Genomic DNA, 23,018 nt, shown 5'->3' with positions numbered 1-23,018 from the left:
AGGTCTATGGCGGAGAGCTTAAAGCTAAGGTTAATCAAAAACGCGGGCTGGCTTTTTGGGGCAGAGATTATTTCGAAGCTATTGGCCTACGGTGTGATAGTGATTTTGAGCAGAACCCTCGGCCCGGAGGGACTTGGGCAGTACTCCTTTATATTCTATTATGTTGGGCTCCTTGGAATCTTCTCCGATCTGGGCGTTGGTTACTACTTCATGCGTGAGGTCGCGAGGGATAAAAGCAGACTGAAAGAGCTACTTCCAGACGTCTTAGGCTTCAAGATAGTTTTAGCAGGTATTAACTTCTTAATAATTGTAGGAATTACACTTTTCCTCCCGAAGCCGGGGTGGATGAAGGTTCTCATCATTTTAGCTGGAGCCGAGGCGGTGCTTACTTGGATTGCCGGGATTTTTGTTCGCATCATATATGCTCATGAGGTCACAAAGTATGAGGCGATGGCGAGGGCCGTTGAGAGATTCTGGGCATTCTTCGTTGGTGGGGCCGTTTTGTATGTGTTTAAATCCCTCTCACCGTTTATAGTTGCACTTTTAGCTGGTTATACGCTGAGGGAACTCCTGAGGATAAGGTGGAGCCTTCGGTTCGTTGATGAACTCAGGGTTCGCTTTAGGCCGGAAGTCTGGAAGAACCTCCTGATGAAATCCTATCCATTCTGGTTCATAGGGCTCTTCACGCTCATCTACTACCGCACGGACATGGTGATGCTCAGCCTCCTTAGGGGGGATTATGAGACGGGAATTTACAGGGCGGCCTTCACGCTGATTGAGGTTTCCCTGTTCATCCCAGGGATAGTCGTCTCAACGACGATGCCTTCTATGGCTAGACTGTGGAAGGAGGACAGGAAGACACTTGAGACGCTCTTCAAGAAGAGCTTTCAGATGCTTGCCCTTATAGGAATTGGTGGCTTGGCTGGCTACTATATCTTTGCCAGGCTTGGGATTTTGATAGTCTTTGGGGAGAAGTTCCTGCCGAGCGTTCCCGTTCTGAGGATTTTAGCGTTTGCAGTTCCCTTCATGTTCCTCAACTCCCTCTTTGGGAGCTACATGAACGCGACCGGAAGGGAGCTGACCTTTACAAAGATCACGGGGTTTACGGCGTTGCTGAACGTGGTTCTAAACTACGTTCTGATACTGAACTACGGTGCCGAGGGGGCGGCGGTGGCGACGGTGGTGAGCCAGGGGATAGCAAGTGTTTTAAGTTCATACACAATACCTCTTAGGGGGTCGTCGAAATGAGAGTTTCAATTGTTGGTTCGGGTTATGTTGGTCTCGTTACAGGTATGGGCTTTATTAAGTTGGGAAATGACGTTGTTTTCATTGATATTGATGACGAAAAAATTAAGATGATCAACCAAGCTACTCCACCAATTTATGAGGAAGGCTTAGAAGAGTTAATGAAGGAATTCAAGGGAAAATATTATGCGACGAAAGACTACCATGAGGCCATTCTAAACTCAGACATCACATTCATCTGCGTTGGAACGCCATCAGGAGAAGACGGGAGCATTGATTTGACTTATGTTAAAAAGGCCGCCGAAGAAATTGGAAAGGCCTTGAGAGAGAAAGAAGGTTACCATGTTGTTGTAGTCAAAAGCACTGTTCTTCCAGGAACTACCGAGGAGGTTGTAAAGCCTATCATTGAGGAACATTCTGGCAAAAAAGCTTTCGAAGACTTTGGTTTAGCAATGAACCCAGAATTCCTGAGAGAAGGGGTGGCATTAAGAGATTTCTTGAACCCAGATAGAATAGTCATTGGAGTTAAGGATGAAAAAACTAGACAGATTTTGGAAAAGCTTTACGAGCCAATTAACGCTCCAAAGTTGATTGTTGATATCAAAACTGCTGAAATGATTAAATACGCTTCCAACGCTTTTCTTGCAACTAAAATCAGCTTTGCCAATGAGATTGGAAACATCTGCAAAAGGCTCGGCATTGATTCATGGAAAGTCTTTGAAGGTGTTGGTTTAGACCACAGGATCAGCCCCAACTTCTTCAAGAGTGGCCTCGGCTTCGGCGGTTCATGCTTCCCCAAAGACGTTAAGGCATTGATCAGGAAAGCCGAAGAAACTGGTGAAGAACCCTTAATCTTGAAAGCAGTAATTGAAGTCAATGAAAAACAACCATTAAAATTGATTGGGCTTTTAAAGAAGCACGTTCCGGAGTTAAAAGGAAAGACTGTTGGTATTTTGGGTTTGGCATTTAAACCTAACACTGATGATATTAGGGAGGCAAGGTCAATAATTATCGTGGAAAAACTTCTGGAGGAGGGAGCAAAAGTCATTGCCTATGATCCTAAAGCAATGAAAAACTTTAAGCGCTTATTCTCACAAATCGAATACGCTAACTCAGCTCAAGAGGTTCTGGAAAAGACTGATGTGATTTTAATTGTAACTGAGTGGCCTGAGTTTGAGGAGCTAGATTACTCTGGAAAGATCGTGATCGATGGGAGAAGAATTAGAAGTGCTGAAAAAACAGCAAAAATCTATGAGGGGGTTTGCTGGTGAAGGTTAGGAAAGCTGTTATTCCAGCTGCAGGATTGGGAACAAGAATGCTGCCAATAACACGGGCACAGCCGAAGGAAATGGTTCCGGTGGTTCATAAGCCAGTGATTCAATATGTTGTGGAAGAGGCATATTACTCTGGGATTCGGGAAATATTAATAATAACCGGAAAGCACAAACGTGCTATTGAGGATCATTTTGATCGGAGTGAGATTAAAAAGAAAAATAAATACATGGAAGAGCTGGACAGAATTCTTGCAGAAGTTGACATATTTTTTGTACGACAGAGAGAGCAAAAAGGATTAGGAGATGCTGTTAAATATGCAAAACCTTTCGTAGAAGACGAGCCCTTTGCGCTATTATTGGGAGATAATATAACAATCCCACCATGTACAAAAATGCTAATAGACGTCTTCAAAAAATATAGAAGCTCAATAATAGCGGTTGAAAGGGTTCCCAAGGAAAGAATTCCTTATCATGGTATAATACAGGGAAAAGAGATCGAGCCAGGCATATATAAAATTGAGAATATGATTGAGAAGCCAAAAGTTGAAGAGGCTCCCTCGGATATAGCCACACTTGGAAGATATGTCTTAACTCCCGAAATATTTGAATATCTTGAGAGGACAAAACCCGGATATGGAGGCGAGATCCAGCTTACGGATGCACTTAGAGATATGGCAAAAGATGTTGCAGTATATGGTTACCTCTATCCCGGTAGGAGATACGACATTGGAAATAAGCTGGAATGGCTGAAGGCAAATGTTGAGCTTGCACTTGAGGATAAGGAGATTGGAGAAAGTTTCACAGAGTGGGTTAGAAAAGTTGTTATCCCAAGCTTAAATAGGTGGGAAGGCAAATGAAGCTTAAGTTTATGAAAGCGTTTGTAAAACATCCTTTATTTTATCTTAAATATGCTACAGTCTTAAGTGGCGTTGTAGATATCGACTTTCACTCAGATAATTTTCTTAATCTAGTAGAAACCATTAGTACCGTGGTAAAAAACAGAAAAAGCATAATTAGATTCGGGGATGGAGAAATATCGCTACTCTTAGGATTTGATATACGCTTTCAGGAGTACACGCCGGAATTAGCATACTATCTAAAAAGGATTTTAAAAGAATATAATGATAAATCACCCTACGTCCTGGGAATTCCATGGCGATACCTTGTAATGGATTCAGAAACCCTCAAAAAATGGAAAAAAACTCATTTTTGGATTCCATTTAAAATTGTATTCTCTAGATATTTTGACCCAAATACCATATACGGAGATGCATTTGTCTTTCGTCACCTTGCTAGAATAGGCGTGAATATCTTCGAGAAAATTTTGTTGCGCATAAGGCCATGTCCGGATGAAATAACCATCGTTGCAAATGAGTATACAAGACATACAGTTACTTACCTCTGGAAAACAACTAGTGACAAATATAATCTCACAAAGGATATTACGCTAAATTACATAAACATACCCAAAAGGAATGCATTTTTAGAATTGCACAATATCATAGACAGAATTCATGAGATTCATACCCATTGTAAGAATCCAATATTAATATCAGCGGGCCCAACAGGAAAAGTTTTAAGTTACATCCTTTCAGATAGAGGATATTGGGTTCTAGATATAGGCCATTATTTTGATTCGTTTCGGGTTATTCACCTAGAAACGTTGAAGAAATATCACATGAAGTCACTAAGTGTTTAAGGTGATAAAAATGTCTTTGGATCTAGATGACATTTTGGTAGTTATTAGGAGTACTGGAGAAAGAACCGAAAAATTATGTGAATATGCCGTGCTACAAAATGGAATAGACAAAGAGAACATCATTTACGTAAAAAATATATCTCCCTTTTCCAAGGCTTTAGAAGAAGGATATAAGCTAGCGCTTGAATACGGTAAAAAATATACATTTTTCATAGATGCCGATATGATTATTCTGCCAAATACATTAGGGGTTATGGTCGAAGCTATGGAGAGGTTGCCAAATAAAATATTTTTTATGAACCCTTTGGCTTATGACTATTTATCTGGACTAATTATACGCAATGGTCCCCGTCTGTATAGAACTAGTCATTTGCAAGTGGCTATCAAACTTATACAAGATGAGTCTGTTTCATTGAGACCAGAAACGTTCGTTGTTAAAAGGATGCGCAGATTGGGGTATCTTTCAATTGATTTTGATTATCCATCGGCACTTCACGAGTTTGAGCAATATAGGAGAGACATATTTAGGCGAGTCATCACAAGATACTTTAAATCTTCTTCAACAACAAGAAAATATTTGGAGTCTAGGTTTGAAAAGTTACGTAAAACCAATTTAGATTTTGAAGTTGCATATCTAGCAATTGAGTATGCACGAAAAAACAAGGTGAAAAAACCGAAATTGAGCTACGATCAGTACCAAGAGATTTTTAAAGAGTTAAATATTGAAGAGAAAAAGGAGATAAACAATCTAGAATTAACATACAGAGAATTGCTAGAGTTCATAAAGGACAATAAAGACAAATTTATATATTACAAAGAGATGTACTCGGGACTCTCAAATCTTCTAAATGCAATTCTCAACAAAATACGTGAAGATTTGAAAAGTGCTGTAAAGCTGTAGGTATAACTCTTCATTCTTTTTAAAGAGAAAATTGCAAATAAATGCACACCGGAAGTCTCATCTACAACTCAGAGATTATTTAAATCCACAAACGACAAGCAATTTAATCTCTCTCGGACATAGAAAGAGAGCTAATCCAACGTATTAAAGGCCATCTATTAGAATTAAATGAATACAAGTAATATATGAATGTCTATTACTTGGTTGGCTTTTAGAGAAAGAGAGTTTACAGAAGTTAATTGAGAACGTAATTTGGGAGAGATACAATATTTGTAATGTTCAACGTTTTACGTTTCGCATTTTTATTTTATATCTTAAATTTTTCAAATATTGCAAGCAGTTTTTAGTGATTGTAAAAATGTTATATAGAATTGAGTTTCTAATTATTTTTGTTCCAACAAAATAATTATCAATATAATTCAGTTTATTATCGGGGTGATTTCGTATTTTTTCCCATTTATCTGGGTGTCTTGATCCAATTGCAAAGATGTAAATGCTACTATTAGACCAGTCATTAAAATTTATATATATAAGTTCCAACCCGTTTCTTTTAAATAATTCTCTTATAGCAAGTGGTGTAAATCGCCAGTAATCCCCATAATCCGCATGTTGCTCTTGGATAAACGGAACAACTATTATAACTATGTCTTTGCTTAATTCACATAGATTTTTAAAAGCTGTAAATACATCGAATATATGTTCTAGTGTAGTATGATTAAATACAACATCAAATTTATGTCTTAATTCTTTAGGCAAGGGTTGCGTTAAATCCAAGAATATTTCATTTTCCAGAGTCCCTTGAAAACCCCGATATTCCGATTTATAATTTGAAATCCAGTATTCTTCAGCATTCACAAAATAATCTTTGTACCTGCTACCCTCCTTATCAATATCTTTCCAACCGCTTACATTAATAACCCTGCCACTAAATAAATGAGCAAATTTTTTAAGTTCATTATTAGACCACATACGTGGTACTCTGAATTTTCGATCACACAACAAAGTTTTTAATATTCCAAGGTTATAGCTCATTTCATCACCCTCCTACACTCAGTAGTATTCGTTTTATTGTCCATTTCCATTTTATTTCAGGTCTTTTATCTTTTTTGCAGGAACACCCCCCCCAAAGTTCATAAGGTGGAACATCTTTCGTGACAACGGCACCAGCAGCTATAACACTACCTTCTCCGATTTTAACTCCTGGAAGAATGATTGCTCCAGCCCCTATCCAAACACCGTCTTCTATTATTATTGGCTTAGATATATGAGGCCTATTTGTATAAGGCTTAGTTAAGTCAAGTCCCCCAGTATGTAATTGAGCATACGGTGAAATACGGCAGTATCTGCCTATTATTATTTTATCTCTTGCGTTTAGGAGAACACCCTCATTTAATGTTGAATAATCTCCAATTTTTATATTTTTTTTCTTCCCTATTATAATTAGTCTCCCATATATCCGCACTCCTTTACCGAACTGTATATATCGTCTATATCTAATTTTTCTTAAGGAACTCAGGACATACTCCATATTCATAATATATTCCCCCACAAACAATTTCGGTCAAATGGTTTTTATCCACTCCCAATTTTTTACGAACCAGTCGCAGAACTTCTTCAAGCCATCTTCAATTTTTACTTTTGGTTCCCATCCCAAAATCTCTTTCGCCTTTGTTATGTCTGCATAAGTTATCTCAACGTCAGCCTTTGGCTTTTCAACGTACTTTTTCTTGGCCTCCTTTCCCAGATACTTTTCAAGCAGGGATACAAAATAGTCTAGTTCTACGGGCCTATTGTTACCAAGGTTTATTATTTCGTACTCCGTGTCCAGGCTCATCGCTCTCTTAATTCCCTCTACAATGTCGGAGATATAAGTAAAATCCCTCTTTAACTTTCCATATCCATAGATCTCAATCTCCTTACCAAGCATTATATTCTTGGCAAACTTAAAATACGCCATATCAGGGCGACCAAATTCACCATAAACCGTGAAGAATCGTAACCCTATCATTCTTGTACCATAAAGGTGATGGTACGTATAAGCCATCAGCTCATTTGCTCTTTTTGTTGCTGCATAGAGTGATATCGGTTTGTCCACCCTATCGTTTTCCGAAAATGGTATCTTAGTATTCCCTCCATATACTGAGGATGAAGATGCATAAACAACTTGTTCAACATCTTTTCTTCTTGCTAGTTCAAATACGTTGAGTGTCCCGTATTCATTTGAGTGAATATATACCCATGGATTTTCTAGAGAGTACCTTACCCCCGCCTGAGCCCCAAGATGCACTATTAAATCAATTGGAACATCCTTAAGCGAAGAATAAAACTCATTCCAGTTTCCAAGATCCGTCTTTATAAAGGAAAAGTTTGAATACTCACTCAAGATTTCCAATCTTTTCTCTTTTAGCTTCACACTGTAATAGGGATTAAGGTTATCAACTCCAATAACATCCTCCCCCTGTTCAAGGAGAGTTCTTGCCAAATGAAAGCCTATAAATCCAGCCACTCCCGTTATCAATATCATTTATGAACACCCCTATTAGTTATAGCATGGTATAAGCAGAGTTCTTGTTTGGCAATTACTTGTAAACTATAATCTTTCATAAGTTTATTCCTTGCAGTTCGACCAAGCTTTTTGGCCAATTTTGGATTGAATACCAATATAAAGATTGCCCCCCTGATCGAATCAAGAGAAACATCTACGAGCAGTCCAGTTTTCATATGGTCAATAACTTCTCTATTACCTGGAACGTTAGTGGCAATACACGCAAGACCACAAGACATAGCCTCAAGCAAAGCCTTAGGCATGCCTTCATATAATGATGGGAGTACAAATATTTGATACTTGTTTAGAATAAGGGGAATCTCTTCATTAGGAACTGGAGCAAAAAAATGCACACAGACTCTAAGAGCCCTTGCTAATTGCTCGAGATACCCCAATAACTCCCCATGACCATAAAGAGAGAGACATACACTTGGTAACTTCTCAAGACTTTGTATCAAAACATCTAAATTTTTTTGAGAAACAAACCTACCTACAAATACAGCAGATAATCTTTGCTTTGAAACAGAAAGTGGTCTAAATCTATTAGTATCCACATAATTTGGCAATATTTTACATACCTCGCATTTGTGTTTCCTAAGAAGATACATTTTATCCTCACGAGAGGCAACTAAATACACATCTGCCTTTTTACATGAAATACTCTCCAATAAATCTGCAATGATTTTTTTGATTTTATTTTTCTCGAACAGGCTCCAAGTATACCCAGTTCTGACAATCAATGGTTTTTTAAAAAGCCAAGACGCTATCATGGCTGTCCATGCACCAATCATCTGGTTGGTTTTTATAATATCGAGATCCTTAAACAAGTTTCGGTGAATTAATGGCATTAAAACCGAGTATAGGATCTTACCAAAATAACAGTTAAAAATCCTCGGCATTGGAACAACAGTTATATTTGCTGGGAGCTCTTGTTCATATTCTCTGTCGTGCTCCCCATAGGTAAAAAGGTACAATTCCAAATTTGGGTTCTGATTTAAAAGTTCCTCATACAGTCTAATTTCTCTTGAGAAAAGACCTTTTTCTTTCCACGTTTTTAGGGAAACGTTAAAGGTAAAGATTAATCCAATTTTAAGTTTTTTATTCATCTCAGATGCCTCCTAAAGATTATTTGCTTAATTCGTACTGGCACAATATATGAAATTGTTGGCCAAATTAAATATATAATCCCCCACTTGGGATACCCGTATTTTGTTATCGCCAAGTATCTAGCACAAAGAGAATATTTAAGAGAAGTCCTCATCTTGCTGTAGCTAATTCCATGAGTTCGTATTCTATAGAGAATCAAACGTTTAGGGAGTATATAGCATTTATATCTTCTACATACCCTCAGCCATAATTCATAATCCTGGCTAGTTTCAAACCTTTCATTATAACCCCCAATTTGCTCTAAGGTTTGAGTTCTTAGTAAAATCGATGAATGTATGAATGGATTAAATCTTAATATAGCTCGTTGGATGTTCTCATGTGTAACTATGTTATTATTAAGTGAAATCTTAGGATTCAGTATAAGTTTCCCCTCTTCGTTTATAAAGTATGCCTTGGTACCACATAAACCATAGTCGGGATTCTGTTCCATAAACGCCACTTGACGTTCAATGCGAGTTGGTAGACTTATGTCATCCGCATCCATTCTAGCTATATATACCCCAGAAGCCATTGAAATACCAACGTTTAATGTCTTCGTAAGACCTAAAGGACGTTGATTTACGTGTAATCTAATTCTGTTATCTCTTTCTTGCTCAGCTTTTATATACTCAACAACTTCTTTATTATCTGGTCTATCAACAAGTACGATGATTTCTAGATTTCGATACGTCTGATTAATAATACTTCTAAGGCTTAACTTTACATATTTTAGTGGTTCATTAGCAACAGGCAGTAACACCGAGACATTAGGGGTTTTCATAATAACCCACCACTACTTAATTGGCTAAATGTTGAGCCTTGGTATATAATATTAGCAGACGCTCAGCTATATCGTCCCAATTGAACTTCTCGAAAACTATCATGTAACCCCTCCCCCCCATTATTTCAAGCTTTGTTCTAGGAGTATTTAACGCATCTCTTAAAGCCTCTGCAAGATCTTCAACATTCCCCGGCTCAACTAACCACCCATTATATCTGTGTTTTATTAGATATGGATTTTCGCCGACTTTAGTTGCTATAACCGGGAGCTTTGAAGCCCATGCCTCAAGTAAAGTTAGAGGCATACCCTCAAAGAGAGACGGAAGGACAAAAAGTGTAGACGATTTGTATTCCTTCAAAAGCTCTTTCTCGGATAGTTTTCCCTTAAAAATGAAATATCTCTCCAAGCCCAATTTTTTAATAAGCGCACGAACTTCTTTTTCTTCAGGTGTCCACTCAGCGCTTCCCCCCACAATTACTACAACCCCCATATTTCCATCAAATTCCCCCTGTATTTCTTTAATAGCCTCAACTAGATACCTCAGACCCTTTTGTGGATGAATACGCCCCACAAACAGGATTTTGAACATTTTACTTTTTGCAACACTAATTTTATCAAACTTCTTAACGTCGACCCCATTTGGGATGTAGATTGGCCTATTTACGTTAGGATATTTCAAGAATCTCCTATCCACTGTCATCTCAATATTATATTCGATTTTTCTTTGCAAAAAAACTTCAAACATATGTAGAATTCTACTTTTAATTCCCCTTCCATACATCCTTTCTAAAGCCTCAATGCCACTCCCATGGACAGTATATAAGACAGGAATATTAAGTAACCTCGAAAGAATTTTCGCAGGCAATCCAGGTAAATTTGCGTGAGCATGAATTAATGAATAAGGAGCTTTTTTATGGTTGTGCACAATTGCCTTCATAACTTCAAAAACCCAGAAAATTCTGTTCAAAAAAGTAAACGACCTTGGAAATCCAACTCTAATTATCCTCAACTTTCCCCCAAAAAGTTCTTCATTTTCAGCATAAACATTACCATATTTATCTTTTAATGCCATCACATACAAATCAATTTCAACTCCACGCTTAACTAGCCTCTTGCAAATTTCATACACATGAACTTGTCCCCCACCCCATATGGGCTCCCAAGCTTCTATTATCATTGCAACTCTCATACTGCTCTTCACACCCTTATAAGACACTCATCTACAAAAGTTAAAAATCTTTGGTGTCCAAACTGAAATTTAGATGACCCTAACATATAAGCTCCTGATAGTACCTTTCAAGCACATCAACTATCTCTTCCCAATCATACATACTCGCAATATTTATGGCAATGCTTTTCATTTTTCTCCTCCTTTCAAGTGCAGTTAAAATCTTTTCTGCAAAGTCCTTTTCGTTGAGTTCGCTGACGAATCCGTTCTTGCCACTTACAATTAAGTCCTTTGAAGCGTTCATCTCATAATTGACCGTAACGACAGGCAGGCCAGATGCATTTGCCTCCAGAACTACGATTCCAAACCCTTCTCTCAAGGAGGGGAACGCAAAGACCTTAGAGACCTTCATGTGAGCAATTACATCATCGTGGCTCTCCAAGAACCCCAAAAACTCTACATTGTCCGAAGTACCCAAGCTTTTGCTCAAATTCTCCAAATTCTTCCGCTCTGGGCCATTCCCAACGATAAGAGCTTTAATGTCAGGAATTTCTTCTTTGATAACTCTAATTGCATTTAGCAAAAGAGGAACGTTTTTCTCTTTAACCAAGCGTCCCACAAATATGATATCTGATTCCAACTCAGCCTGTTCTATTTTCTGTATCCTTTTGAAGTCTATCCCATTGGGAATAACGTGTACATCTTTCCTTAGTCCTGCATTATAGAGGTCTCTTTTTGTTTTCAAAGAAACCGCCACGTGGCTATCTGTTAACTCAAAGAGCCCCCTCTCAGTCGCTTGTCCAAACATGCCAGCTTTTCCCAAGTATTCAAACCAATACTTCCCCCAGAATTCATGCCATGTTATGATTAGCTTTGAATTTTGAAACATTGCACCAGCTTTAGAGGAATACGCCGGAAAGTATGGGGAAGCCTGGCAGTCTATGACGTCAAACTTTTCATTTCTAAATAAAGGAACTAGCTTAAGGGCATGGAGCAGAGGAGGGGTTATTGCCCTTCTTCCATTACTGTAAATTTTCTTAGCTCTTATCGTCCCGTGATAAAAAATTCCACTTCTCTCAATAACCTCTTTTCCATTCCAGAGCTTGTAGCCGAATACGTGAACTTCGTGTTTCTTTGCAAGCCGCTTGGCTAGTTCATGGATCCTTTTTTCAACGCCTCCTTTTACCCATGGATAAATCACATCGTAAACAAACGCTATTCTTAACGTTTCTCCCATAGCCACCAAAAGCTTATAATTTTCCTGCTTTATTAAAATTTGGTGTCCCAAATGGCTCAAAAGTATTTCGTTCATCCCTTAGCTGTTGTTGAAGATGACGTTGAAATTGGGGAAGGGACTAGAATATGGCACTTCGCCCACATAAGGAAGGGCGCCAAAATAGGCAGGAACTGCAACATAGGGAAGGACGTTTACATTGACGTCGGAGTCGAGATAGGCAACAACGCTAAAATCCAGAACGGAGTGAGCGTTTATCGTGGAGTAAAAGTCGAAGATGACATTTTTCTCGGCCCGCACATGACATAAACTCTGCACCGTGGGTTGGGCGCAGTCCTCAATTAGATAAAGCTTGTAGTCCTTGGCAATCTCTTTAAAGGTCTTCATGTTAGTAGGCTGGCCGTAGGGGTGAACTACTAGAATTGCTCTGGTTTTGTCTGTTATTTTTTTCAAGAACATCGTTTGGGTCGAGGTTGAACGTCTTTGGATCTATGTCTGCAAAAACGGGCTTTGCTCCTTGGAAGAGGATTGAGTTTAAAGAGGCTATGAATGTGAAGGGCGTTGTGATGACCTCATCGCCGGGGCCGATTTTGAGGACTTTTAAGGCAACATCCAAAGCCGTGGTACCGGTGGTCACTGCAATAGCATGTTTTGCTCCCAAGTATTGGGCGAACTCTTTTTCAAAAGCCTCAACTTCCTTTCCGCTTGCAAGCATTCCGCTCTTCAAAACCTTCAGTTACCACATTTATTTCTTCTTCGCAAATCAAAGGTCTGGCAATTGGGATCATTTTTCCTCCTCCTTAATTGCTTTAAATATCATGAGAGTCCTTTTCATTTCGGGGTCTTTAACTCTCCTGTAATATTCCTCGTACTTCTCATCTGGGATTTCCTCCATCTCTTAAACTCGTCTCCAAGTAGGTTTAATAGCTCCTCACTAGAAATCTCCAACTTTCCACCTCTATCCATTGTTCAGCACTCTCACAAATCTTTCTCCCTGAGATATCTCCCATAGTCTTCTTTTCTAATTTTAACTTCCTTTCCACAGCGGGAGCACTTAAAGAGTATTCCCTCTTCATCCTCACCCACCTTTTCTTTGGGGGCCTTCCGCAGTAGCAGACGAAGTCCTTCAAACGTTACGCCGCAGACTATAGTTGCGTGGGCTCCAATAGAAGCACCTTTTTTAACTAGTGTTGGAACGAGTTCCCAGTCCTCGTTGAACGCCCTAGGATAGAGGTCGTTTGTAAGAATGCCAAAAGGTAGGAACCTATGGAGATATTGCAGCCTTCAGCTTCTACCCAACCAAAAACATGACCACCGGCGAGGGCGGGATGGTCGTAACCAATAATGACGAGTTAGCCAGGAGGGCAGATTTAATTAGAAACCATGGCTAAGTTGAGAGGTATCTCCATGTGGAGCTCGGCTACAATTTAAGGATGACAAACATAGCCGGTGCAATCGGTAGAGTCCAGCTCAAAAAGCTTGATGCTTGGAACGCTAAGCGCATAGAAAACGCCAAGCTCTTGAGCGGGGGAATAAGCAAAATTAAGGGATTAGTTTCACCATACGTTGATGAAAGAGTTAAACACGTCTTCCACCAATATGTAATTAGGGGTTGAAGATGAGTTTCCATTGAGCAGAGATGATTGACGAACTCTTAATGCTGTTGACTAGGAAGTAACTGCAAAGCTTTGCAATTTATTGCTTGTTCAAACTTAAAAGGTAGACCAAATAGACTAGTGTTGCACCTGTTTTGCAACCCTCTGCAACTGTATTTGCAGTTAACTTAAGAGTTAAGTTAACTCAAAGACCCCGCAGAGAGCCTATTTTCCAGAAAAACTTGTCCTTAATGGAGATCTATTTAGGTTTAGTTAAGTCCTTTTGCATTTTGCAAAAATTTTGACCGAGAATATCTTCGCGTTGCACTATCTGCAGGAATGAAACGCAGTAAGGGCTCGGATATATGCACCACTTCGAAGCATCAGCGTCAATTATTGACGCGACATATAAGTGGGATAAGAAATCGCGACTCGCAAACGCAAATGCAAAGCAAAATGTTAAGTTTAACCACATCCACAGCTAAAACCGAAAATAGGTCGTGAGGATTCGTTTGAAGGACAGCGGAAAGAGCCAGTGAAAGCTTTAAATACTAACCCCAAAATAAGGTCTAAGGAGGCCAGAAGATGCTCTGACTCCTGAGGCTATCATCCCTAACAACCACCGTTGCCGGTTTCCTCTTCTGGGCAATCGCCGCGAGGCTTTATCCCGCTGAGGACGTTGGGGTTGCGAGCGCCATTGTTTCAGCACTAAACCTGACGTTCCAGCTTTCAATGCTAGGCATGAACTTTGCTATAATCCGGTTCTATCCTGAATACAAAGAGAGGGCCGTCGGCAGTGCCCTCATAATAACCAGCGGGGCGGGTGCTCATTTCAACCTCTTCTAAATATCCCTCTGTCAATGACTTTCTTATCCATAGCATAAGCGTACCTTATGACTGTCCCGTTGACCTCTTCGGGAAGCTCGAACTCTTCCTTCCCCTTTACGTCGTACCATTTGTTGAAGACTTGGGTTCCGTTGTCCAAGAAGCCCCAGATTCCCAGCCTCGTTCCGGTCGCGTTTTCAAAGTGGAAGATTATTATACCATTATCTTTCTCAACCCGGACGTTCGGGTGCTTGAGCCTCAAGACTTTTATCAATCCACCGTCTGAATAAACCAGCTCGTAGGGCTTTTCAGGCCTTATGAAGAGCTTCGCGAGAGTTGTATTGAACGTCTCCTCATTCATGAATATTGCGTATTTATAGTTCAAGTTTATGTAGAGATAAGTATTGGAGTTCGAGATTGAGAGCTCGGGCTTTAAGGTCTTCTGCCCGTACTCGACATAGACTTCTTTTGGTGCAATTAACTGCCCGTTGAGATTGACCTGCACATCCCACCTCTCTCCAGGCTTTGCTATTATAGTATGGCCTCCTTTCTGGAATATCAACGCCCCTGCGCTGGAGGTGAGTGGCATGACTAAAACTCCGTACTTCTCGGTGATGTTGTACTTTGGATGCCCGTTTGCCGTCTCGACGATGGCCCCGAACTTGAGGAAGTCATAGTAGCTCACGATGACGTAGTCGACTCCTAGGCTCACGGCCCAGTTCTCATCCCTCTTTCCCAGGTAGTAGAGGGCAACATCTGAATTGGGGGCTATCTCTGCCACGGGGCTTCTTCTAGAATAGTAGGTTACCCACGTACCGTAATCCCACCAGGCTAAGACGATGTCGTTCTCGTTCGAGTTGTCTTTTAGCCATGTTAGGGCGTCCTCCCATGCTTCGTTCATAAAGGGCTTCGTGTCCAGGACATTTTTGAACGCAAAGGCCCCGTTTATCGCCGGAAGTAACATCAGAAGGGCCAAAGCGGCCCCATACGCCCTCTTGTCTTTAAGTCGGGGCATTACCACATTGTGGGCCTCCGCCAACCCAACTCCGGCCATAATGGCTATCGCCAGTGAGCCTATTGAAACAAACCTCACCCAAATGGAGAGCAGGTAGAGACTCGGCATTATCAGCCCCAAGAGAAGGAAGTCTTCCGCCTTCACGTGCTTTGGACGAAAGCGCAGGAGGAATAGCGGGCTCAAGAAGAGGCTTATCGAAAACGCCTTCCACAGGTCCTGGAAGGTCGTGGGCCTTGTCTCCATTATCGGGACGCCCTCGAACATACCGAAAACACTGAACAGCCCCCTCAATGCCGGGAACTTAGTGATGATCACGAGGAAGGACAAAGTAGACAGGCCAATTATAATACCTATCCGTGCTTTTTTATCCTTCACGAATTTTAAAAGTAGTATAAGGAGCACCACAAAAGCCAGCGAAAGCGGTACGAGGTAATAGAGGTGAACCAAAAGGTATGCGTCCTTTATCAGCCCAAATTCAACCCCCAGCTCTGTCGCAAGGGACTTCCCAATCCCTTTGGTGTACCCAAACATGCCGTAGCCGAATTTCCCACCCAAGAAATTTGCGATGACCGCCCCGAGTACTGTTGAGAGAATCAAAGCGAAAGCATCAAGCAGGTTTTCTTTTTTGTCTAGGATGAAAGCTCCAGTAGCTAGGAAAACACCATTTGCCAGCAGGAACACAAAGATTGGATAATACGCCTGCCAGAAGATTGCAGCAAAACCACTCGCAAGGGCAGGGATCAGATAAAAAGCGAACCTCTTGAATCCCCACTCTTTTCTATCGGCACTGAGTGCCAGAGCGATACCAGACAAAGCTACCGAATACCAGAAGAGCATATAGTTATCTCCCCTATAATAATTTGCCATTGACCGGAAGATGTGCCCAAAGCTTAGGGCTAGAAACAGTGATGCAAAAAATGCTCTCTTTATATCATAGAGCTTAAGGAGCGCAAGATAAAGGAAGACTACCGTTAAAACCCCAAAAATCACGGGAGTTATTTTAAATGCCGTTTGGAGAGAAATTCCAAAGACGCTTAAAACCTTATAAACGTAAGCCGGAGTCATCCAGAGCCCAAGGGGATGGAAGTCCTTAACTTGAAATCCCCACGGGCCGTTGGCAATCGTGAAAAAGTTGAACCACTCACCGGCCTTCAGAACTTCCTCGATGTAAGCTAAATGAAAATAGGGGTCATAACCGAGAAGATACTTGAACCTAATCGAGAGCAACCGTACTATTAGCGCGATTGTGACAACTACGCCTAAAGCTACTTTTTGACCCAATAGACAGCGCTCACTCATAAATATCCCTTACCCAATAGTATCATCCCCTGTTAAAAAGTTAATTCATAAACCACATCGGGTTTCAAAATAAAAATTTCACCAAACTTCAATATCCAGTCGATTTCATAACCTTGCGGGACAAGGAAAAGGTTTTAAAATTATGAGTTGGTTTTAACTAACTGGTAAAGATTACCCCAAACAGGGAGGTTCAATAATGAACCTGACAACAAAGCTCAGTGCCCTTAGATATGGATTTTACAGGGACGCTTTCATCATGATGGTGGCCATGACACTGTCCAACTTCTTCAACTACCTGTATCAGCTCTTGATGGGTCGTCTATTAACTCCGCAGGAATACGGCGAGCTTTTCAGCCTTCTATCGCTGTTCTACATATTCTCGGTGCTTTCCAATACTGTAAACGCATCCATGACCAAATTCACCGCAGTGTATAAGGTGAACAACGAATATGGGAAAATCAAGGCCCTTTTAATCAAGGCCACCAAAAGCCTTTCACTTTTAGGCATTGGAGTGTATGTTGTACTGATTCTGCTATCGCCCTTTATATCCAGCTTTTTACACATTGAAAACAGGGTTTATGTGATAGCCCTTTTCGCCTCGATACCCTTTGGACTAGTGCTCCCCGCCCACCAGGGAATCCTCAGAGGACTCCAGAGGTTTGTCGCTCTGGGGGTGAGCGTTTCATCATGGGCGCTCTTCAAGCTCATCTTCGGTGTTCTCCTTGTGTTGCTCGGCTATGGTGTTCTGGGCGGTGTGCTGGGAGTTTTCTTGGCACACGTTGGGGCATTTCTGATAACGCTGCTCTTTCTGAGAGACTTGTTTGGCTATAGAGACGGCGATAATCATAAGGTGGAGCTCACGGACATCATAAAGTACAGTGTGCCAGCTTTTTTGGCAATATTTGCCTACACAACTATGTGGAACATTGACGTTATTCTCGTGAAGCACTACTTATCTCCTACAGAGGCAGGAAACTACTCTGCAATCTCTGTTCTAGGTAAGATAGCCCTCTTTGCTCCCGGAGCTGTGAGCATGGTGGTATTTCCCAAAGCGGCAGAGAACCATGAGAGAGGAGAAGGACACTTTCATATTCTACTCAGGGGACTGGCCCTAGTATCTTTAATCTCAGGGGGCATCGTTTTGGCCTATGCACTCTTCCCAGAATTCATAATCACCTTCATCTACGGCGAAAAATACCTCAGCGTTGCCCCTTATCTCTGGAGGTATGGGCTGGCGATGATGTTCTTTGCAATGGCGAGTGTAACTATTAACTACATGCTGTCCATAAACAAGACAAAGGTAGCTTGGTATGTGTTGGGTATGCTAATAGTGGAGATAGGAGTGCTCTCCATAACCAGAGATATTCTCACAATAATAAACACACTAATTGCCATTGGTTTGATCACAGTTAGTACGTTGCTCGTATCTGCATGGAGGCAGGTTTAATGGCTCTAATCTCGGTGTTAATGCCCGCATACAACGAGGGAAAAGGACTGGAAAATGCAGTAAAAACCACAATGAAGGAGCTGAAGGGGTTAGACTACGAAATTATCATGATCAACGATGGTTCAAATGACGATACCGAAGAAGTCGCTAAAATGCTGTGTGATAGTTATAAAGAGGTTAAGCTAGTAAGCTACCCCCAGAATAAGGGGAAGGGATACGCTCTCAAAAAAGGTTTTGAAAAAAGTCGTGGGGATATAATCGTGTTCTTTGATTCTGACCTCGATATACCCCCATCCCAAATACGGAGATTTTTAAGAGCTCTAGATAATGGATACGATGTTGTCATTGGCTCTAAATATTTGCCAGGAGCTAGAGTAAAGTATTCTGAAAAACGCAGACTCTTCAGCATTCTCTACAGAACTTTGGTAAAAGTTCTGCTAAATTTGGACGTCACAGATACCCAAGTTGGATTGAAAGTGTTCAAAAGGGAAGTTTTAGAGAAAGCCTTCTCAAAAGTTCTGGTCAAAAAATATGCTTTCGATGTGGAGCTTTTAACTGTAATAAATATGTACGGCTACAGAATTCACGAGATACCCATTAAAATCGAACACAATACTTTTAACTCCTCCATAAACTACAGAGAGATAGCACGGATGTTTGTCGACACGATGGCAGTATTTTACAGGAAAAACATATTACATTACTACAACGGTGATAGGGAATGAAGATCCTCTGGCTCAACTGGAAGGATATACAACATCCAGAAGCGGGAGGAGCAGAGGTATATACTCATGAAATAGCAAAAAGGCTTGTCAAGAAAGGCTATGAAGTCACTCTCTTTACCTCACACTTTAAAGGGGCAGAAAGAAGGGACGAGATTGATGGGATTGAAATAGTCAGGGAAGGAAAAATAGTTGGGCTTTTTGACACTGTTTACTCGCATGCAAAGAGATTTTACAGGGAGAATAAAGATGAGTTTGATTTGGTTATTGATGAAATAAACACGCGACCGTTCTTAACCCCTAAATACGTTGACAAGCCGATCATAGCGCTGATACACCAACTGGCAGTTGAGTTTTGGGATTATAAAACCCCTTTTCCGATTAATCTTATTGGAAAGCACTTTTTGGAGCCATACTGGCTGAGGCATTACGTTAATATAAAAACTATAACCGTTTCTGAATCCACGAAGGCAGATTTAGAGAGATTAGGGTTTAAAGATGTCGAGATAGTTTACAATGGATTGGATGGGAACATCTTAGAAGAAGTTCCTGAAAAGGAAGAAGAATTCACAGCTATATTTGTTGGCAGACTAACTCCAACCAAAAAGCCTGAAGACGCTATAAAAGCGTTCAAAATGTTCGATAAAGGCAAGCTCTGGGTCGTTGGCAGGGGAGAGCTCATGGAAAAGCTTAAAAAACGGTATGGTCAGGATAATATTGATTTTAAAGGCTTCGTCCCGGAGAACGAGAAAATTGAGCTCATGAAAAGAGCCCATGTGCTGTTGGTTCCAGGGATAAGAGAAGGGTGGGGACGGGTGGTAATTGAGGCAAATGCCCTAGGAACACCAGTTGTTGGATACAACGTTCCGGGGCTTAGAGACTCAATAAAGCACGGCTACAACGGTTTGCTGTGTGAACCAAATCCCAAGGCTATGAGCGAAGCACTTGAAGAATTGTATGAAGATGAAGCCCTTAGGAAAAGATTAAGTGAAAATGCTTTGGAATGGGCAAAAAGGTTTGATTGGGACGAGAGTGCAGAGAGGTTTGAAGAGATTTTAAAATCCACAGTTGGTGAGTGAAATGGGGAAAGAAGAGATGCCGTTGGTTTCAGTTATTATTCCAACGTATAATTCGGAAAAAACGATTGGAAGGTGTTTGGAATCTATTAAAAACCAGACTTACAAAAATGTAGAGATTATTGTTGTTGATAATTTTTCTCGAGATAGAACAGTTGAGATATGCAAAAAATACAATGCAAAGGTCATCCAAATCAAGAGCGAGAGAACAAAAGCGAAGAATGTTGGACTAAAGAATGCAAACGGAAAGTATGTTCTATTTATTGATTCCGACATGGAATTAACTCCAAAGGTTATAGAGGAGGGTGTCATACTGATTGAATCAGATCCTAAAATTGGTGGCATAATAATCCCCGAACGCTCTGTTGGTAATAGTTATTGGGTCAAGGTTAGAGATTTTGAAAGAAGTTTTTATGCCGGAACAGAGATAGAGTCCGCGCGCTTTTTTAGAAAAGACCTAGCTTTACAAGTTGGTGGTTTCGATGAAGACGTTGTGTTCTTTGAGGAGTCTACACTTCCTCAGAAGATTGAGAAACTTGGATATAATGTAAAGGCGAGAATCTCATCGTATATTCTCCACCACGAGGAAAACTTCTCATTATTAAAATGGCTTAAAAAGAAATATTATTATGGAAAGACAGCTAAAATGTACAAAGCAAAATATAGAGAGTATGGAAGCAAACAGATAAGTTTGTTTTACAGATTCGGATTGTTTTTTAAGAGAAAGAGATTTTGGAGTAAACCACATTTGGCTTTTGGCGTAATTGTTTTAAAAGGATTGGAATATTTAGCTGGGGGGATGGGGTATATATTCTCAAAATAATGTTGATGTCTTGCTTGTTACCCATTATACAAACATACCAGGAACGTCACATCAGCTGATTAGGTATCTCAAAGAGAATCACATAACATTTGTTGCACTCCTATTGCCATTAAACAAGCACACAGATTTGCCGTACATGGTATTACATAATGACAATATCTCTGCAATATCCGGTGGTAATGTTGTAAATAGCTATTTGGCCGATATTATATTTGGGAGTACACTTGCATCCAGATATAACTGGAAAGTATATATTGGTGCAGATCCATTGAGTGTCATAATTGGGATAGTGTTGAAAATACTTCAGAAGCGGGATAAGTCCGTTGTAGTGTTTTATTCTTTAGATTATAGTCCGAGACGGTTCAAAAACTTATTGCTAAATGGGATCTACAAGCTTATTGATAAAATAGCAGTAAAGTTTTCGGATTATATATGGTGTGTCTCGCATGAAATGATTAGAGGTAGGATACTTGAGGGGGCACCTCCAGAAAAGGTTATATACGTTCCCAATGGGATTTGGGATATTCCAAAAGGAATCCGAAAAAATATATCAAAAGGGATATTTCCTCTTGTTTTTGTAGGAACAGTTGGAAATCAATTTGATCTACAAGAGGTAATAGAACTTGCTAACCATTATAAGGTTCAACTATATATCATAGGAGACGGACCACAACTAACACATCTCAAGGACATTTCAGAAAGTTGCACGACGAAGTTTCTCGGAAAACTTGAGCATGACAAAGTTTTGAAAATACTGCTTTCACAAGAATGGATAGGAATCGCTCCCTATAACACAAAAGTGAGTCATGTTAAGTATGGTTTTCCATTAAAAGTTATTGAGTATTTATCCTGTGGGCTTCCAGTAATAATATCGAGGGCAGTTCCATTCTACAAGGAAATTTTATTTTATAAATGTGGAGTTGTATACTCCAATAGACAGGAACTTGAGAATATCATTAGGAGCCTATCAAAGGGGAGACTTAGTAAAAAAGAATATCGCAAGCTCAGTATAAGATGTCGTCAGCTCTCAAAAAAGTTTTATTGGGTGGCAATATATGAAAGAGCATTTAGTAAATTACTTAATGAAACATAAGAAAAACAGCGACCTTAGATATAGTATGATAACAGGCCTAAATACAGTAATTCCTCCAGAATTTATCAGAGATAAAAGAGTTGTGATTATTGGGAACTATGGAGATGGAAATTTAGGAGACGAAGCAATGCTACTAATATTGCTCAGATATCTCCATAAACTGAACGTGAATTCTGTATATATCCCAACTAAAAATCCAAGTTTTATTTCGGTAACTTATAAGCATAAGTATCCTTCAATATTTCCAATATACTTTCTTGATGTGATTCGGATTTTGCTTTCGTTCCTTTGTGCGGATACTATCATTATCGGAGGAGGAAGTATATATTCACAAGAATCTGGAATAGGGACAGTGTTTAGTTCAATATTGGGGTTCCTCGCAAGGACATTGTTCAAAAAACGATTAATATTTGCAGGAATAGGTTATTCAAAGAGTACCAAAAGATTTGTTAAAGAAATATCGAAATTGCCCTTAAGTGTTGCAGACATAATATCTGTAAGAGATTATCAATCCTTAAATAATATACTTTCCCTTGGAGTTAAACCTGACAGAGTTATGATAACCAAGGACATAACGCTATTTCCCTTCCTCCTTCCAGCGTCTCCTCAGTATGGGAGGGAAATTTTAATTCACGAGGGAGTGCCAGTCAACTATGAGGTCACATTGGTTGGAATCTCAGTAAGGTATACTGATAGTAAGGTCGCAAACGAGAAGGTAGTTAGAGTATTGCCCGAAGTCATAAAGTGGATAGTTGATAATGCCAATGCATATATTATATTTTTGCCATTTGGACCAGCATACGTGAGCAGAGTTTCAGATAGTGAGTTTGCTATGCGAATAATCTCACAGCTTCCCGAACGATACAAGCAGAGATGCAAAGTTATAAGTTACTATCCTCCTAGTATTATGCTTTCAATAATTAAACATTTAGATGTAATCATTGGGATGAGATATCATGCGCTTGTTTTTGCATATAAAGTAGGTGTCCCATATGTGGGAATAAGTTATGACGAGAAGTGCACAAATTTTTTAGTTGATACTGGGAAAAAAGTCATTCAAGCAGAGGATCTGTCATTTGATGAACTAATAAATGAATTAAAAAAGATAAAGATATTCCAAAGGTGATGCT

Annotated in this window: 18 protein-coding genes and 5 pseudogenes; 13 read left to right on the top strand and 10 right to left on the bottom strand. The window is 40.0% G+C overall.

Going from position 1 to position 23,018, the window contains the following annotated elements; genetic code table 11:
• Positions 1-6 precede the first annotated feature (6 nt).
• Genes TEU_RS03830 through TEU_RS03810 form a run of 5 tightly spaced genes read left to right on the top strand, consistent with a single transcriptional unit; the run spans position 7 to position 5,119 of the window.
• Positions 7-1,248 (top strand): flippase, encoded by a 1,242-nt coding sequence (locus TEU_RS03830; protein ID WP_050002532.1) that lies wholly within the window; start codon positions 7-9, stop codon positions 1,246-1,248.
• Entirely contained in the window at positions 1,245-2,516 is a 1,272-nt protein-coding gene (locus TEU_RS03825; RefSeq protein WP_050002531.1) for a UDP-glucose dehydrogenase family protein, read from the top strand. Before TEU_RS03830 ends, TEU_RS03825 begins: the two co-directional genes overlap by 4 nt.
• Positions 2,513-3,376 carry a UTP--glucose-1-phosphate uridylyltransferase GalU gene (galU, locus tag TEU_RS03820; RefSeq protein WP_050002530.1) on the top strand — a complete coding sequence of 288 codons (864 nt, stop codon included), beginning with the start codon at positions 2,513-2,515 and terminating at the stop codon, positions 3,374-3,376. The genes TEU_RS03825 and galU overlap by 4 nt, the downstream gene beginning before the upstream one ends.
• Positions 3,373-4,218, top strand: a complete 846-nt coding sequence (locus tag TEU_RS03815) for a GT-D fold domain-containing glycosyltransferase (RefSeq protein WP_050002529.1) — start codon at positions 3,373-3,375, stop codon at positions 4,216-4,218. Before galU ends, TEU_RS03815 begins: the two co-directional genes overlap by 4 nt.
• Positions 4,211-5,119, top strand: coding sequence for a glycosyltransferase (locus TEU_RS03810; protein ID WP_144244817.1), 909 nt, complete (start codon positions 4,211-4,213; stop codon positions 5,117-5,119). The genes TEU_RS03815 and TEU_RS03810 overlap by 8 nt, the downstream gene beginning before the upstream one ends.
• Before the next feature lie 279 nt (positions 5,120-5,398).
• Here the strand turns inward: TEU_RS03810 and TEU_RS03805 are convergent, their stop codons facing one another.
• The 7 genes and pseudogenes from TEU_RS03805 to TEU_RS03775 all read right to left on the bottom strand — a co-directional run bounded on the left by TEU_RS03805 (position 5,399) and on the right by TEU_RS03775 (position 11,996).
• Positions 5,399-6,151 (bottom strand): methyltransferase domain-containing protein, encoded by a 753-nt coding sequence (locus tag TEU_RS03805; RefSeq protein WP_174412692.1) that lies wholly within the window; start codon positions 6,149-6,151, stop codon positions 5,399-5,401.
• Between the two features lie 85 nt (positions 6,152-6,236).
• A pseudogene (locus tag TEU_RS12060) lies at positions 6,237-6,365 on the bottom strand (DapH/DapD/GlmU-related protein); the annotation flags it as partial.
• 315 nt (positions 6,366-6,680) lie between these two features.
• Complete coding sequence (locus TEU_RS03795; protein ID WP_050002526.1) at positions 6,681-7,643, bottom strand: NAD-dependent epimerase/dehydratase family protein; 963 nt, start codon at positions 7,641-7,643, stop codon at positions 6,681-6,683.
• Positions 7,640-8,770: a glycosyltransferase gene (locus tag TEU_RS03790; RefSeq protein WP_050002525.1), complete on the bottom strand. Its 1,131-nt coding sequence runs from the start codon at positions 8,768-8,770 to the stop codon at positions 7,640-7,642. Before TEU_RS03790 ends, TEU_RS03795 begins: the two co-directional genes overlap by 4 nt.
• On the bottom strand, positions 8,767-9,591 hold the full coding sequence (locus tag TEU_RS03785) for a glycosyltransferase (RefSeq protein WP_050002524.1): 825 nt from the start codon (positions 9,589-9,591) through the stop codon (positions 8,767-8,769). The genes TEU_RS03790 and TEU_RS03785 overlap by 4 nt, the downstream gene beginning before the upstream one ends.
• A gap of 16 nt (positions 9,592-9,607) precedes the next feature.
• Positions 9,608-10,792, bottom strand: a complete 1,185-nt coding sequence (locus tag TEU_RS03780; protein WP_144244816.1) for a glycosyltransferase family 4 protein — start codon at positions 10,790-10,792, stop codon at positions 9,608-9,610.
• Positions 10,793-10,859: 67 nt separating this feature from the next.
• A complete protein-coding gene (locus TEU_RS03775) occupies positions 10,860-11,996 on the bottom strand; it encodes a glycosyltransferase family 4 protein (protein WP_050003928.1) in 1,137 nt (378 codons plus the stop codon).
• A 51-nt stretch (positions 11,997-12,047) separates the two neighbouring features.
• Between TEU_RS03775 and TEU_RS03770 the strand changes: the two are divergent.
• Positions 12,048-12,299: pseudogene (locus TEU_RS03770) on the top strand (DapH/DapD/GlmU-related protein); the annotation flags it as partial.
• Position 12,300: 1 nt separating this feature from the next.
• Here TEU_RS03770 and TEU_RS03765 read toward each other — a convergent pair.
• Positions 12,301-12,781 (bottom strand): annotated as a pseudogene (locus TEU_RS03765) (DegT/DnrJ/EryC1/StrS family aminotransferase); the annotation flags it as partial.
• A gap of 190 nt (positions 12,782-12,971) precedes the next feature.
• A pseudogene (locus TEU_RS11615) lies at positions 12,972-13,250 on the bottom strand (N-acetyltransferase); the annotation flags it as partial.
• On the opposite strand from TEU_RS11615, the pseudogene TEU_RS03760 reads away from it, so the two are divergent.
• A pseudogene (locus TEU_RS03760) lies at positions 13,238-13,637 on the top strand (DegT/DnrJ/EryC1/StrS family aminotransferase); the annotation flags it as partial. The pseudogenes TEU_RS11615 and TEU_RS03760 sit on opposite strands and share 13 nt — an antisense overlap.
• A gap of 783 nt (positions 13,638-14,420) precedes the next feature.
• Here the strand turns inward: TEU_RS03760 and TEU_RS03755 are convergent.
• The gene (locus tag TEU_RS03755) at positions 14,421-16,727 is read right to left on the bottom strand and encodes an STT3 domain-containing protein (protein WP_050002522.1); all 2,307 of its coding nucleotides are present in this window, start codon (positions 16,725-16,727) and stop codon (positions 14,421-14,423) included.
• Between the two features lie 196 nt (positions 16,728-16,923).
• Between TEU_RS03755 and TEU_RS03750 the strand changes: the two genes are divergently transcribed.
• The 6 genes from TEU_RS03750 (at position 16,924) to TEU_RS03725 (ending at position 23,014) form a co-directional block, all read left to right on the top strand.
• The gene (locus tag TEU_RS03750; protein WP_050002521.1) at positions 16,924-18,174 is read left to right on the top strand and encodes an oligosaccharide flippase family protein; all 1,251 of its coding nucleotides are present in this window, start codon (positions 16,924-16,926) and stop codon (positions 18,172-18,174) included.
• A 20-nt stretch (positions 18,175-18,194) separates the two neighbouring features.
• Entirely contained in the window at positions 18,195-18,899 is a 705-nt protein-coding gene (locus TEU_RS03745) for a glycosyltransferase (RefSeq protein ID WP_265100832.1), read from the top strand.
• The gene (locus TEU_RS03740) at positions 18,896-19,975 is read left to right on the top strand and encodes a glycosyltransferase family 4 protein (protein ID WP_050002519.1); all 1,080 of its coding nucleotides are present in this window, start codon (positions 18,896-18,898) and stop codon (positions 19,973-19,975) included. The genes TEU_RS03745 and TEU_RS03740 overlap by 4 nt, the downstream gene beginning before the upstream one ends.
• A 1-nt stretch (position 19,976) precedes the next feature.
• The gene (locus TEU_RS03735; protein ID WP_050002518.1) at positions 19,977-20,795 is read left to right on the top strand and encodes a glycosyltransferase family 2 protein; all 819 of its coding nucleotides are present in this window, start codon (positions 19,977-19,979) and stop codon (positions 20,793-20,795) included.
• 136 nt (positions 20,796-20,931) lie between these two features.
• The gene (locus TEU_RS03730; protein ID WP_227738777.1) at positions 20,932-21,888 is read left to right on the top strand and encodes a glycosyltransferase; all 957 of its coding nucleotides are present in this window, start codon (positions 20,932-20,934) and stop codon (positions 21,886-21,888) included.
• On the top strand, positions 21,851-23,014 hold the full coding sequence (locus tag TEU_RS03725) for a polysaccharide pyruvyl transferase family protein (protein ID WP_081947194.1): 1,164 nt from the start codon (positions 21,851-21,853) through the stop codon (positions 23,012-23,014). Before TEU_RS03730 ends, TEU_RS03725 begins: the two co-directional genes overlap by 38 nt.
• The last annotated feature ends 4 nt before the right edge of the window (positions 23,015-23,018 follow it).

This window comes from Thermococcus eurythermalis, from assembly GCF_000769655.1.
Lineage (GTDB): Archaea > Methanobacteriota_B > Thermococci > Thermococcales > Thermococcaceae > Thermococcus > Thermococcus eurythermalis.
This window is presented reverse-complemented; position numbering and strand designations above follow the sequence as displayed.

Coding starts and splice junctions, on each gene's coding strand:
- TEU_RS03785 (WP_050002524.1), bottom strand. CDS start 9,591: ATGAAAACCCCTAATGTCTCGGTGTTACTGCCTGTTGCTAATGAACCA.
- TEU_RS03795 (WP_050002526.1), bottom strand. CDS start 7,643: ATGATATTGATAACGGGAGTGGCTGGATTTATAGGCTTTCATTTGGCA.
- TEU_RS03745 (WP_265100832.1), top strand. CDS start 18,195: ATGCCCGCATACAACGAGGGAAAAGGACTGGAAAATGCAGTAAAAACC.
- TEU_RS03740 (WP_050002519.1), top strand. CDS start 18,896: ATGAAGATCCTCTGGCTCAACTGGAAGGATATACAACATCCAGAAGCG.
- TEU_RS03730 (WP_227738777.1), top strand. CDS start 20,932: ATGGTATTACATAATGACAATATCTCTGCAATATCCGGTGGTAATGTT.
- TEU_RS03825 (WP_050002531.1), top strand. CDS start 1,245: ATGAGAGTTTCAATTGTTGGTTCGGGTTATGTTGGTCTCGTTACAGGT.
- TEU_RS03815 (WP_050002529.1), top strand. CDS start 3,373: ATGAAGCTTAAGTTTATGAAAGCGTTTGTAAAACATCCTTTATTTTAT.
- TEU_RS03805 (WP_174412692.1), bottom strand. CDS start 6,151: ATGAGCTATAACCTTGGAATATTAAAAACTTTGTTGTGTGATCGAAAA.
- TEU_RS03735 (WP_050002518.1), top strand. CDS start 19,977: ATGGGGAAAGAAGAGATGCCGTTGGTTTCAGTTATTATTCCAACGTAT.
- TEU_RS03830 (WP_050002532.1), top strand. CDS start 7: ATGGCGGAGAGCTTAAAGCTAAGGTTAATCAAAAACGCGGGCTGGCTT.
- TEU_RS03750 (WP_050002521.1), top strand. CDS start 16,924: ATGAACCTGACAACAAAGCTCAGTGCCCTTAGATATGGATTTTACAGG.
- TEU_RS03755 (WP_050002522.1), bottom strand. CDS start 16,727: ATGAGTGAGCGCTGTCTATTGGGTCAAAAAGTAGCTTTAGGCGTAGTT.
- TEU_RS03790 (WP_050002525.1), bottom strand. CDS start 8,770: ATGAATAAAAAACTTAAAATTGGATTAATCTTTACCTTTAACGTTTCC.
- TEU_RS03775 (WP_050003928.1), bottom strand. CDS start 11,996: ATGGGAGAAACGTTAAGAATAGCGTTTGTTTACGATGTGATTTATCCA.
- TEU_RS03725 (WP_081947194.1), top strand. CDS start 21,851: ATGAAAGAGCATTTAGTAAATTACTTAATGAAACATAAGAAAAACAGC.